This window comes from Natronincola peptidivorans, assembly GCF_900111615.1.
Taxonomy (GTDB): Bacteria; Bacillota; Clostridia; order Peptostreptococcales; family Natronincolaceae; genus Natronincola_A; species Natronincola_A peptidivorans.
In genome coordinates this window covers 209,423-222,098 of the sequence record NZ_FOHU01000004.1, presented here as the reverse complement: position 1 = coordinate 222,098, position 12,676 = coordinate 209,423, and the positions used below count along the sequence as shown (strand labels likewise).

General features: G+C 35.7%; 10 protein-coding genes. 9 read left to right on the top strand and 1 reads right to left on the bottom strand.

The window, feature by feature from the left end; translation table 11 throughout:
* Positions 1-73 precede the first annotated feature (73 nt).
* The 7 genes from BMX10_RS06900 (at position 74) to BMX10_RS06870 (ending at position 10,652) form a co-directional block, all read left to right on the top strand.
* Positions 74-1,144 (top strand): LacI family DNA-binding transcriptional regulator, encoded by a 1,071-nt coding sequence (locus tag BMX10_RS06900; protein ID WP_090441415.1) that lies wholly within the window; start codon positions 74-76, stop codon positions 1,142-1,144.
* Between the two features lie 279 nt (positions 1,145-1,423).
* Positions 1,424-2,758, top strand: a complete 1,335-nt coding sequence (locus BMX10_RS06895) for an ABC transporter substrate-binding protein (RefSeq protein ID WP_090441413.1) — start codon at positions 1,424-1,426, stop codon at positions 2,756-2,758.
* Between the two features lie 58 nt (positions 2,759-2,816).
* The gene (locus BMX10_RS06890; protein WP_090441410.1) at positions 2,817-3,683 is read left to right on the top strand and encodes a carbohydrate ABC transporter permease; all 867 of its coding nucleotides are present in this window, start codon (positions 2,817-2,819) and stop codon (positions 3,681-3,683) included.
* Positions 3,683-4,573 (top strand): carbohydrate ABC transporter permease, encoded by an 891-nt coding sequence (locus BMX10_RS06885; RefSeq protein ID WP_244272657.1) that lies wholly within the window; start codon positions 3,683-3,685, stop codon positions 4,571-4,573. Before BMX10_RS06890 ends, BMX10_RS06885 begins: the two co-directional genes overlap by 1 nt.
* A gap of 29 nt (positions 4,574-4,602) precedes the next feature.
* Positions 4,603-6,756 (top strand): TIM-barrel domain-containing protein, encoded by a 2,154-nt coding sequence (locus BMX10_RS06880; RefSeq protein ID WP_090441407.1) that lies wholly within the window; start codon positions 4,603-4,605, stop codon positions 6,754-6,756.
* A 33-nt stretch (positions 6,757-6,789) separates the two neighbouring features.
* Positions 6,790-8,265: a 4-alpha-glucanotransferase gene (gene malQ, locus BMX10_RS06875; protein WP_090441404.1), complete on the top strand. Its 1,476-nt coding sequence runs from the start codon at positions 6,790-6,792 to the stop codon at positions 8,263-8,265.
* A gap of 8 nt (positions 8,266-8,273) precedes the next feature.
* Complete coding sequence (locus tag BMX10_RS06870) at positions 8,274-10,652, top strand: glycogen/starch/alpha-glucan phosphorylase (protein ID WP_090441401.1); 2,379 nt, start codon at positions 8,274-8,276, stop codon at positions 10,650-10,652.
* Positions 10,653-10,701: 49 nt separating this feature from the next.
* Here the strand turns inward: BMX10_RS06870 and BMX10_RS17975 are convergent, their stop codons facing one another.
* Complete coding sequence (locus BMX10_RS17975; RefSeq protein ID WP_170834721.1) at positions 10,702-10,839, bottom strand: hypothetical protein; 138 nt, start codon at positions 10,837-10,839, stop codon at positions 10,702-10,704.
* Positions 10,840-11,058: 219 nt separating this feature from the next.
* On the opposite strand from BMX10_RS17975, the gene BMX10_RS06865 reads away from it, so the two are divergent.
* Both BMX10_RS06865 and BMX10_RS06860 read left to right on the top strand, forming a co-directional pair.
* Entirely contained in the window at positions 11,059-11,985 is a 927-nt protein-coding gene (locus BMX10_RS06865; protein ID WP_090441395.1) for a ketopantoate reductase family protein, read from the top strand.
* Positions 11,986-12,245: 260 nt separating this feature from the next.
* The gene (locus BMX10_RS06860; protein WP_090441392.1) at positions 12,246-12,536 is read left to right on the top strand and encodes a MoaD/ThiS family protein; all 291 of its coding nucleotides are present in this window, start codon (positions 12,246-12,248) and stop codon (positions 12,534-12,536) included.
* The last annotated feature ends 140 nt before the right edge of the window (positions 12,537-12,676 follow it).

Below are 12,676 nucleotides of genomic sequence, written 5' to 3'. Positions count from 1 at the left end.
AATTAGAAATCTGATATAATAAACTCAAGAACTGGAAACGTTACCGGAAACGTTACCGAAGGGGTGGCTGCATATGAAGAATGTAAATATAAAGGATATTGCTCAAATGGCAGGGGTAGGTGTCAGTACTGTATCACGGGTCCTAAACAATCATCCAGATGTAAAAGAGGATACAAAGGAAAAAATATTGAGGATTATTCAGGAGCATAACTACATACCTAATAACAGTGCTAGAAACCTAAAGAGAAACAATTCTAAAAACATAGGGGTTTTGGTAAAGGGTATTTATAATCCATTTTTTTCTCAAATCCTACAGTCGATTGAAGAAAAGATACACGAAGAAGGATATTCGATGATTATTCATTATAACGATAGCGATTGTAATGAGGATGTTAATGATATCGGAGAAGCAATTGAATTGATTAAAGAAAAGAAGCTAAGGGGCTTGATTTGTCTCGGTGGTGATTATGACAACATAGATGAAGAACAGCTAGTAGATCTAGGCACCCCTATTGTTCTTGCTTCAACCAATATTGTGGAAAACGTTAACAAAGAAATTTTTTCTAGTGTTATTATCGAAAATGAAAGGGCTGCCTTTGAAGCAGTGGATTATCTATGTAGTTTAGGGCATGAGAGAATTGGAATGATTGCAACTGGGGAAGAAGATCGAAGTATAGGAACTCTAAGGATCAAAGGATATAAAAAAGCCCTAGAGGTAAATAAAATCCAGTACAAGGAAGAATGCTTAGAAATTGGAGAATATACATTCACCTCAGCTTTCACAGCTATGGATAGGCTATTAGACAAACAGCAGGATATAACGGCGGTATTTGCTACCTCTGATATTATGGCGATTGGAGCTGCAAAGGCAATACTCAGCAGAGGCTTGAGGATTCCTCAAGATATATCTATTATTGGATTTGATGGAATAGATTTTTCGGAGTTTTTTCATCCTTCTATTACTACAGTAAAACAGCCGGGTGAGGAAATGGGACGGAAAAGTGTAGAAATCTTATTCGATTTTATAAAAAAGAAAAAGAAGCATCAACATGTAGTGCTAAAAACTGAGTTATTAAAAAGAGAATCATGTTTAAGTGTGATTAGTGAAGAAAAGTATGAGGAAAAAGAAGCTGAATGCTATTAAGTAAATTCACATTTCCGGGGATTTAATAGAGAGGATAGTTATTTGTTGTAAGCTTTATCGGTTCTTTATCAGTTAGGTGATCCTAAAAGAACCGATTAAAGGGAATACAAGTATGATTATTTCAGTAAGGAGGTGGGGGCTACATAGTATGAAGTTCAGTTTGAAAGACTGAATACCAAAGATGCTTAAGAGAAGTTGTTTGACAGTAGACATGAGGATACATGGCTAAAAGTAAGGTTAGTATTGCTTTATAAAACAAACTCAAGGGGGAGAAATGTTATGAAGTTAAAAAGAAAACTAGTACTAAGTATAGCTGTAATGTTGGTCCTTTCCACATTGTTATTGGCAGCATGCTCATCAAATCAACAGGGAGCTGCAGGTGGAGAAGAAGGTCAGGAACAAGTAGAAGTAGATGTATTCCAATTTAAAGTGGAAATCGTAAAGGAATTAGATGAAGCTGCAAGGGCTTATGAGGCTGAGAATCCAAATGTAAAAATTAATATTCAAACAGTAGGAGGAGGAGACGATTATGGAGCAGCTTTAAGAGCTATTTTCCAATCAGGAAATGAACCTACAATTTTCAATATAGGCGGACCTCAAGACGTGGAAGACTGGATGAGCAAACTTGAAGATTTATCAGATCAACCATGGGTAGATTTAGCTTTGGATGGCATGTTATCTGGAGTAACTGTAGATGGTAAGGTTTATGCTCTTCCTTTTAACATAGAAGGCTATGGGCTAATTTACAATAAGGGAATCTTTGAAGCGGCAGGAATTGATGGATCTAAGGTTGTAGATTTTGCCAGCTTAGAAGATGCAGTAAAAACATTAGATGCTAAAATAAAGGCAGGAGAGCTAAAGGAGCAATATCCTTTATTAGAAGCAGTTTTCGAGTATGCTGCAAGAGAAACCTGGGTAACAGGACTGCATACCTCTAATGCTTTCTTAGGTCAAGAGTTTGATAGTTCAATTGATGCCTATAGTGCTAAAAGTATTGAATTTAAATATGCAGACCAATTAAAGCAATTGATAGATCTACAAGCTGATTACTCTTCTAGCGCCAATGCTAAGAGAAATCTAAACAACGTAGATTATACTACACAGGTTGAAGAAGGTATAGCTATTGAACGTGTTGCTATTATCCAACAGGGCAACTGGATTTATGGTGGGGTAAGGGGTGTAGACCCAGCAGTAGCAGATAACCTAGATATATTACCTATGCCAGTAGTTGGAGCAAAAGAAAATGCAATTCCTGTTGGAGTTCCTATGCATTGGTCAGTGAACAAGAATGCAGGAGATGCAGAAAAGGAAGCAGCTAAGGATTTCTTAAACTGGTTATATACTTCTGATACAGGAAAAGATTTTATAGTCAATGAATTCTATTTTATACCACCATTAAAAGGGTTTGAAAACTTAGAGCCACAAGACTCCTTAGGTAGAGCAGTTAAAAGATATGCTGAAGCAGGAAATACAACGCCATGGGTATTTATGGGCTATCCTACAGGTTGGGGAATGGAGATTTTAGGAAGCAACATTCAAAAATACTATGATGGTTCCTTTACATGGGATGAAGTAATCTCTGACGCTAAAGCCCAATGGGTGGATATGAGGTAGGTAGTAGAAGACAAACGGGGAGGGTATTCCTCCCCCTGTTTATATAGGGGAGGTCAACATGAAAAATTCCAAATTATCTTTTACCTTTTTCGTAGGACCTATTCTGCTGTCTTTTGTTGTGGTGGTTATTATACCGATATTGATGGGAATCTATTTTTCCTTTACCAACTGGAATGGCATCAATAACAATGCAGATTGGATAGGATTAAAGAACTATATAAATATATTTACTAAAGATCAAGGTTTTTTAAATGCATTTGAATTCACCGTTAAATTTGCCTTTGTATCCGTTATCACTATTAATGCTATGGGATTTGGTTTAGCACTATTGGTAACAAGAGGATTAAAAATTAGCAATTTTCTTCGGAGTATATTTTTTATGCCCAATTTAATTGGAGGACTTATTCTAGGATTTATTTGGCAGTTTATTTTCACAAGAGCATTTCATTCCTTAGGAGTAAGATGGGGTATTACCTTTCTACAAGGCTGGCTGGCAACCACCACTACAGGATTTTGGGGATTGGTAATCCTGATGTCGTGGCAGATGGCGGGATATATGATGGTTATTTATATTGCTGCCATACAAAACATACCTAAATCAATGTATGAAGCGGCAGAAATTGATGGTGCAAATAGATTGCAAACCCTCTCACATATAACGATTCCCTTAGTGGCACCAGCCTTTACAGTAGGCATCTTTTTAACCTTATCCAACTCCTTTAAGCTGTATGATCAAAATCTTTCTCTAACAGCAGGGAATCCCTATAACTCTACACAAATGCTGGCAATGAACATCTACAATACTGCCTTTACTTTTAACAATTTTGGCTTGGCCCAAGCGAAGGCGGTTGTTTTCCTAATCTCAGTGGCAGCAATTACCTTAACACAAATTTATTATAGCAAGAAAAAGGAGGTAGAAATGTAATGGAAACTAAAATGAGAGCTAAAGCTGGTAATCCTTCTTTTCCCAAAGAGATAAAACCTCATAAAAATCCCAAAAAGAAAAGTGAGTTTAAATTAGGCTTAGTAAGTATCCTTATTGCAGTACTATTTCTATCTCCTTTTTATATCGTTTTAACAAATTCTCTTAAAACCCAAAAAGGAATATTTACGAATGTTGTCAATCTTCCTTTTGGAGAACATTTTAGCAGTACCAACTATGTAGAGGCCTTCCATGAATTAAATTTTATTCGTGCCTTTGGCAATTCATTATTTATTACTGTTAGCAGTACAATCGTTATTATTATTTTTGCCTCAATGGCGGCGTGGATGCTGGTAAGGACAAAGACGAAACTTAGTACATTTTTCTTTTTTCTCTTTGCAGCTGCTATGCTGGTACCCTTCCAATCAGTTATGCTGCCCCTTATATTTATTATGGGTAGGCTAGGTTTTTTAAATCCCTATGGATTGATATTTATGTACCTCGGGTTTGGCTCTAGTCTATCGATTATTTTATATCATGGATTTATTAAGAGTATACCTGTAGAGCTAGAGGAAGCAGCAATAATCGATGGGTGCAATAAATTTCAAGTGTTTTGGCATATTATATTTCCATTATTAAAGCCTATAAACGTGACGGTAGCAATTCTAAATGCAATGTGGATTTGGAATGACTTTCTATTACCTCAATTGGTAATCAATAAACCACAATGGCATACTATTCCATTAAGAATGTTTTATTTCTTTGGACAGTATTCTAGAAGGTGGCATCTAGCTTTAGCGGGATTGGTCTTAGGGATAATCCCTATTATATTATTTTACTTCTTTGCACAAAAACACATTATTAAAGGGGTTACAGATGGTTCCATAAAATAACTAGAAAATCCACAAAAGGGTGATGTATTATGAAAACATATGAAATCAGTAGGTTAATTATGAAGTATAGAATAGGCAATCCTTTTGAAACAGATGCTGTTCTTCAAAAGGGAAGAGAATGTGATAAAGAAAATATAGAATATTTTCAAATAGAAGAAACAGAAGGCTTTCGACTTAGCTACAGGATGACTCCCCAGGATATCATATGGGGACTGGGAGAAAATCAAAAAGGGATGAATAAGCGAGGTGGGGTTTATGTATCCTACTGTACTGACGATCCCAATCATACTCCTGATAAGAAGTCCTTATATGGGGCACATAATTTCTTTGTAGTAGATGGAGAAGAAAAATTTGGAGTATTTATTGATTATCCCAGTAAAGTTACCTTTGATATTGGATTTACCCATTCGGAGTTTTTGGATATAACTGTTGAAGGTAAGGATTTTGATTTATATATATTAAAAGGGACTTCGCTAAGGGAAATCGTGCAACAGTTTTTAAGTCTGATTGGGGAAAGCTATTGTCCTCCCAAATGGGCCTTTGGCTACCAACAGAGTAGATGGAGCTATATGAATGCTGAAGAAGTTGAAAAAATTGTAGATAGCTTTTTATATTATGACATACCCTGTGATGCTGTTTACTTAGATATAGATTATATGGAAAAATTCAAGGATTTCACTGTTGATGATGCAAGCTTTCCAAATTTTGAAGGCTTTGTGAAAAAGATAAAAGACAAAGGCTTTAGATTAGTACCTATTATTGATGCAGGAGTAAAAATTGAGAAGGGCTATGATGTATATGAGGAAGGCATAGAGAAAAATTATTTTTGTGTGGATGAAAAAGGCGAAGCTTTTGTAGCTGCTGTATGGCCTGGCAGAGTTCATTTTCCAGATTTTTTAAATCCTGAGGCCAGAAGATGGTTTGGATTAAAATACAAAGGATTGATTGATTGGGGTATAGAAGGTTTTTGGAATGATATGAATGAGCCAGCTATTTTCTACACCAACAAGGAATTACATAAAGCAGTAGAAAAAGCCAAGGAGGCACAAAACCAAAATCTAGATATATATAGCTATTTTGAGCTTAGAGATGCTTTCGTAGGATTATTAAACAATTTGAAAGATTATCAGGATTTTTACCATAAGTCAGAGGGAAAACTGGTTAATCATGATAAGCTTCATAATTTATATGGTTATAACATGACTAGGGCGGCGGCAGAAGCCTTTGAGGAAATACAGCCAGATAAGAGATTCCTTATGTTTTCTAGAGCCTCCTACATAGGAGCCCATCGCTATGGGGGAATATGGACTGGTGATAATCATTCTTGGTGGGAGCATCTTTTATTAAATGTAAAAATGATGAGTTCTTTAAATATGTGCGGATTTCTTTATAGTGGTGCAGACACCGGCGGCTTTGGCGGAGATGTTAATCCTCAACTAATGATAAGATGGATGCAATTCAGCTTATTTACGCCATTATTTAGAAATCACTCTGCCATGGGTACTAGGAGACAGGAGCCCTTTGCCTTTGATGAGGGAACTTTACATATTCTTAGAAACATCATAAGGCTTAGATATGCTCTTATACCCTATATTTATTCCGAGTTTATGAGGGCTCTTCTCAATAGGGATGTATATATGGCTCCCCTTGCCTTTCACTATGATGATGAAAGATCCAGAAGAGTAGAGGATCAGCTTTTGGTTGGAGATGCCTTAATGATCACACCTATCTATGAAGAAAATGCTGGAGGTAGATACGTATGGATTCCAGAGGAGATGCTGCTTTGGAAGGCAGTGGACTATAAGAACAGAAGCTACCAGATCTATAAAAAAGGAAATGCTTATCTAGAAGCAGATATGCAGGAGACACCAATTTTTATTAGAAAAAATCATATAGTACTTTTAGGAAAGCATGGCAGCAGTGTGGAGGAGCTATGTCATGATGAATTAGAGGCGATTGCATTTGTTGATAGCAAGGCTACCTATGTTTATTACGATGACGATGGTACTACAAAGGAGTATAAAAATAGACAGTATAAGGAAGTGTTGATTGAAATAGAAAAGATAAAGAATGATTTCCAAATTACTATTATCAATAAGGGCAATGATAAACTAAAAAAAATAAGCTTTGAAATCTTAGATATACAAGGAAATATGACTAAGAAAATAGTAGAGGTTTCATAGTGAGACTAGAATTATTAAAAAGGGGAAGAGAACATGAAAAGAAGCAGCGGCATTTTAATGCATATTACGTCTCTGCCTAGTCCTTATGGTATTGGTACCTTTGGAGAAGAGGCTTATAGATTTGTAGACTTTTTGGAAGAAGCAGGACAAAAATACTGGCAGTTATTACCCATCGGAGCTACTGGTTTCGGGGATTCTCCCTATCAATCCTTCTCAAATTTTGCAGGAAATCCTTATTTTATTGACCTTGATTTTTTGGTTGAAGAGGGACTCCTAGAGAAATCAGATTTTGGAGATTTAGATTTTGGCAGTGATTCTGAAAAGGTAGATTATGAAAAGATTTTTAAAAATAAATTACCCGTTTTAAAAATTGCTTTTCATAGAGGAAAGGAAAAGTATCAAGAAGATCTTGTGATATTTAGGAAAGAAAACTTACTGTGGTTAGAAGACTATGGTCTCTACATGGCATTAAAATTTGAATTTGAATTGATATCATGGCAGGAATGGCCGGAAGCTATAAAGCTGCGTGAAAAAAACGCCATGAATTATTATAAGGAAAAATTAAGGGAAGAAATAAATTATTGGATTTTTTTACAATTCTTGTTTTTTACCCAATGGTCAAAGTTAAAGCAATATGCTAATGATAAAAACATAAAAATCATAGGAGATATACCCATCTATGTGGCAGAGGATAGTGTTGATACATGGGGAAACAGTGAAATCTTTCTTTTAGATGAAGACAAGAGACCTCTTGAGGTTGCAGGATGTCCTCCAGATGCATTTTCTAATACCGGACAATTATGGGGGAACCCAATATATCGATGGGACTTACTAGAAGCAAGAGGATTTGACTGGTGGATAGAAAGAATTAAAGGATGTATTAAGCTGTATGATATTATAAGAATCGACCATTTCAGGGGACTAGAATCCTACTGGTCTGTCCCCTATGGAGAAAAAACTGCTGTTAATGGTCGATGGGTAAAGGGACCGGGTATTAAGCTATTTGATGCTATTAAGGAAAAACTGGGCAATGTAAATATTATAGCAGAGGATCTAGGCTACTTGACACCCGAAGTGATTACCCTAAGAGAAAAAACAGGCTACCCTGGAATGAAGGTATTACAATTCGCCTTTGATACCCGGGAAGAGAGTGATTATTTGCCCCATAACTACGATAAAAATTGTGTTGTTTATACAGGAACTCATGACAATGATACCGCCAATGGATGGTTTTTAAATGGGAAAAAGGCAGATGTTGATTTTGCTCTTAGATATTTAAAACTAACGGAGGAAGATGGCTATCATTGGGGCTTTATAAGAGGCGCTTGGAGCTCAGTAGGAAATCTAGCCATAGCACAAATGCAGGATTTTCTAGGTCTGGGGAGTGAAGCTAGGATGAACATTCCCTCCACCATTGGAGGCAATTGGCTATGGAGGGTAAAAAAAGAGCAGCTTACTGAAGAATTAGCCAAGAAAATTTACACAATAACTAAACTCTATGGAAGGTAGGTACCTAGATGTTTGATAGAAGAAAATTCAAAGACAGTTTCATTAGAAATCTCAAAATAGAGTTTGGAAAAACTCTGGAGAAATCCAATAAACATGAAAAATATTATGCTGTTTCCAAAGCCATAATGGAACAAATCATTGAGGACTGGAGTGAAACAGAGGAAACCTATAAAAAAGGAAAACAGGCTTATTATCTTTCAGCAGAATTTTTAATGGGAAGGGCGCTAGGAAACAATTTGTTAAACCTAGGTATCCATAAAGAGATAGAAGAATCTCTAAAGGACCTAGACATTGATATCAATTTGATGGAAGAAATAGAAGAGGATGCTGGTTTAGGCAATGGGGGCCTAGGGAGGCTTGCAGCTTGCTTTTTAGACTCCTGTGCCACCATGAACCTACCGGTGACTGGGCATGGTCTTCGTTATCGCTATGGGATTTTCAAACAAAAATTTATAGATGGGTTTCAGGTGGAGGAAGGAGATCAATGGTTAAAACACGGTGATCCTTGGTCCATAAGACGGGTTGAAGATACTGTCATGATAGAATTTGCTGATGGAAAGGTAAGGGCAGTACCGTATGATACACCCATTATTGGGTATGAAACAAAAAATATTAATACATTAAGACTATGGGAGGCAGAAGCCTTAGAGGATTTTGATTTTCATTTATTTAATGAGCAACAATACGATGAAGCAGTGAAGGCAAAAAATCGAGCAGAAGACATATCCAGGGTGCTTTATCCTAATGATTCGAAAAAAGCAGGAAAAATTCTCAGACTCAAACAGCAATACTTTTTTGTTTCAGCTTCCCTACAGGATATGATAAGAAAGTATAAAAAAAGAGCTGGAGAGGATTTAGAAGCCTTTCCTAAATACCATGCTGTTCAATTAAATGATACTCACCCAGTTGTGGCAATACCAGAGCTAATGAGGCTATTGATTAAAGAAGGAGTAAATTGGGAAAAGGCTTGGAGGATTACGCAAGAAACCTTTGCCTATACCAATCATACCATTATGGCGGAGGCTTTAGAAAAGTGGGATGTGCAGTTATATAAAGAACTTCTACCTAAGGTCTATGAAATCATCGTGAAAATACATCAACAATTTCTTGGAGAATTGAAGGAAAAAAAATGTGCTGAGGAAACCATCAAAGAAATGCAAATCATATCTGAGGATAGAATCCATATGGCATGGTTGGCCATCTATGGAAGCCATACCATCAATGGTGTGGCAGAGCTCCATACAGAAATCCTTAAAAATCAGGAGTTAAAGGATTGGTATAAGTTATATCCCAATAAATTTCAAAATAAGACCAATGGAATTACCTTTAGAAGATGGATAGCTTTATGCAATAAAGAATTGACACAACTGATTACAGAATTAGTGGGAACAGATGAATGGATTTCTGACTCTAATAAAATAAAGGAACTGGAAAAGCATATAGAGGATGAAGCTATTTTAAAAAGATTCTTAGAAATAAAAACATTAAAGAAAAGTCAGCTAGCAGCTTATATCCTTGAAAAAGAAGATGTAAGGATCAATCCTGACTCCATCTTTGATATTCAGATTAAAAGGTTACATGAGTATAAAAGACAGCTGTTAAATGCTTTTTATATTGTAGATTTGTATTATCGTTTAAAGGAAAATCCATCACTGGATATTCTTCCTCGAACCTATATCTTTGGTGCTAAGGCCGCCCCTGGATATGTAAGAGCAAAGGCCATCATAAAATACATTAATGAAATAGCTAAGTTGGTTAATAATGATCAGGATGTTAATGATAAGATTAAGGTTGTCTTTGTAACAAACTACAACGTATCCTATGGCGAAAAACTGTTTCCAGCTGCAGATGTATCTCAACAGATATCCACCGCTGGTAAAGAAGCTTCAGGCACAGGCAATATGAAGTTTATGCTGAATGGAACACCTACCCTAGGAACATATGATGGAGCAAATGTAGAGATTGTCCAAGAGGCAGGAGAAGAAAATAATTTCATATTTGGTGCTAGAGTAGAAGAACTAGAAGCCATAAAAGATAGCTACAATCCAAAGAAATACTATGAAAGGGTTCCAGGGCTGAAGAGAGCAGTAGATACATTAATCAATGGCACTTTTGATGATGGTGGAACTGGTATGTTTCAAGAATTATTTAGTGCTCTATTAGAGGGAACTGATTGGCATCATCCAGATCATTACTTCCTTCTAAGGGATTTTCAGGAATATAGAGAGGCACAACAAAGAATTGATATAGCCTATCAAGATAGAATCAGCTGGGCCAAGAAGTGTTGGATGAACCTTGCTAATGCTGGAAAATTCAGTAGTGATAGAACAATAAAGCAGTACGCTGAAGAAATATGGAAAACAGAAGCAAAGCAGATAAAAAGCTAATTCATTCCCCCATTCCCCATAAAAATAGCGGAGAAATTTTTCTCCGCTATTAGTCTTCAATAATACCCTGCAACTCAGTAATAATTGCTCCTAACACTTGATATTTTTCATCATTGATTTCACTATCTTCTCTTGCTCTTTCAATTTCTCTTATGGATTCTATTATCTTTGCCTTCCATATCTCCATAATCATTCCTCCAAAATGTTATTTTTCATCTATTATCCTGTCCTCATCCACAGTAATTATGCAAGCTTCAAAAATCTAATAATAAATCTTAATAAATAATTAATGCTGAAAAGATAAAGGGATTTTTTCTATGTTATAGAACTTATATAATAAGGAAAAATACATATTTTTTATCAATTAAATTATGAATAAAAATATAAAGGATAGGAGACATGCTTTATGAAGGAAATCAAAAAAATAGCTATTGTTGGACTTGGAGCTATCGGCGCTATTTATGGTAGCAAATTACTTGAAATCAACCCAGACAATTTCAAGGTAATTGCCAATGAAGCTCGGGCAGCAAAATATAGTAAAGAAGGATTAAAGATAAACGGTAAAACCTATTATTTTAACTGTGTTGATCCCAAGGAGAAAACCGAAGCAGCAGATTTAATTATAGTAGCAGTGAAGCATCACCACCTCCCACAAACAATAAAGGATATAAAAAATCATGTTGGACCAGAAACCATTATCTTATCTTTAATGAATGGCATTTCTAGTGAAGAAATACTAGGAGAAGAATATGGTATGGAAAAAGTAATGTATGGAATATGTGTAGGGATTGATGCTGTAAGGACAGCAGCTGAAATCCAATGCAGTACAATGGGGGTCATACATTTTGGGGAGAAGGTAAACAAAACCTATTCTGATAGGGTAGAGGGGGTAAAACAGCTTTTTGAAAAGGCTGGTATTTCCTACAATATCCCTGAGGATATCATGAGGGCACTATGGTGGAAATTTATGGTCAATGTAGGAATAAATCAAACATCGGCAGTTTTAAAGGCTCCTTATAAAGTTTTTCAAGAGGTTAAGGAAGCTAATGAATTGATGATGGCCACCATGAAAGAGGTTATCGCCTTATCTAAAAAAGAAAGAACCAATCTGAAGGATGAAGATCTTGATAGCTTTCGGGATATTCTAAATAAGTTGGCTCCTGATGGGAAAACCTCCATGCTGCAGGATATAGAAGCCGGTAGGAAAACAGAGGTAGAGATGTTTGCAGGAACTATATGTGAGCTAGGGAAAAAGCATGGTATAGAGACACCAATGAATGAGGCATTACTAAAAATGATACAAACACTAGAAAAAATGAATGAAAAGTACTAAAATACTGAAGACGATTAAAAAAATAACGGAGCTTTATCCGTTATTTTTTTATGCAGTAAATTATCATAAGGCTTGGTCCATTTTCATATAAATGAATAATAGAAAACAAAACATGATTTTATTGCATAAAGAAGAGGTAAAGGAGCCATTAAAAAAAATGAAAAGGGGGCGCACCTCGATTTAAGCAGATGATAAATCGAGACAAAATTTGCCATGAAAAGAATTGAAGTAAAGGAAAAATGTATAAGTAGGAAAAGGGCATGATGCGGGTGACAGTAAGGGTAATGGGGAACCTGATAGGGATCATAGGATGCAATAGTTTTGTCATAAAACTAGATAAAAATGCTACGATTCATGACTTATTAAAAAAAATATCTGAGTTACATGGAGAGAAATTTAAAAAAGAAGTACTTAACCAAGAAGGTAAAGGCTTAGCACCCCGTTACAAAATACTCATTAACGGAAAAAACATTAAAACTATGGATTATTTTGATACTGTACTAGAGAACGGTCAAACTATTCATATTATGCCGCCAGTAGCAGGAGGATAAAACTAAAAAATCGGTATAAAATATCCTTAAAACCCCAAATAAAAGTTAAATTTATCTGAGAATTCTTTAACGAAAAAGGATTCTTCTTTTCATGGCACATTATTTATAATATATAAAAAATTATATTACGTATTTTTATA

What these genes read in the sequence shown, in the direction of transcription:
- BMX10_RS17975 (WP_170834721.1), bottom strand. Translation starts at nt 10,839, where the DNA reads ATGGAGATATGGAAGGCAAAGATAATAGAATCCATAAGAGAAATTGAA.
- BMX10_RS06895 (WP_090441413.1), top strand. Translation starts at nt 1,424, where the DNA reads ATGAAGTTAAAAAGAAAACTAGTACTAAGTATAGCTGTAATGTTGGTC.
- BMX10_RS06860 (WP_090441392.1), top strand. Translation starts at nt 12,246, where the DNA reads ATGATGCGGGTGACAGTAAGGGTAATGGGGAACCTGATAGGGATCATA.
- BMX10_RS06890 (WP_090441410.1), top strand. Translation starts at nt 2,817, where the DNA reads ATGAAAAATTCCAAATTATCTTTTACCTTTTTCGTAGGACCTATTCTG.
- BMX10_RS06885 (WP_244272657.1), top strand. Translation starts at nt 3,683, where the DNA reads ATGGAAACTAAAATGAGAGCTAAAGCTGGTAATCCTTCTTTTCCCAAA.
- BMX10_RS06880 (WP_090441407.1), top strand. Translation starts at nt 4,603, where the DNA reads ATGAAAACATATGAAATCAGTAGGTTAATTATGAAGTATAGAATAGGC.
- malQ (WP_090441404.1), top strand. Translation starts at nt 6,790, where the DNA reads ATGAAAAGAAGCAGCGGCATTTTAATGCATATTACGTCTCTGCCTAGT.
- BMX10_RS06865 (WP_090441395.1), top strand. Translation starts at nt 11,059, where the DNA reads ATGAAGGAAATCAAAAAAATAGCTATTGTTGGACTTGGAGCTATCGGC.
- BMX10_RS06900 (WP_090441415.1), top strand. Translation starts at nt 74, where the DNA reads ATGAAGAATGTAAATATAAAGGATATTGCTCAAATGGCAGGGGTAGGT.
- BMX10_RS06870 (WP_090441401.1), top strand. Translation starts at nt 8,274, where the DNA reads ATGTTTGATAGAAGAAAATTCAAAGACAGTTTCATTAGAAATCTCAAA.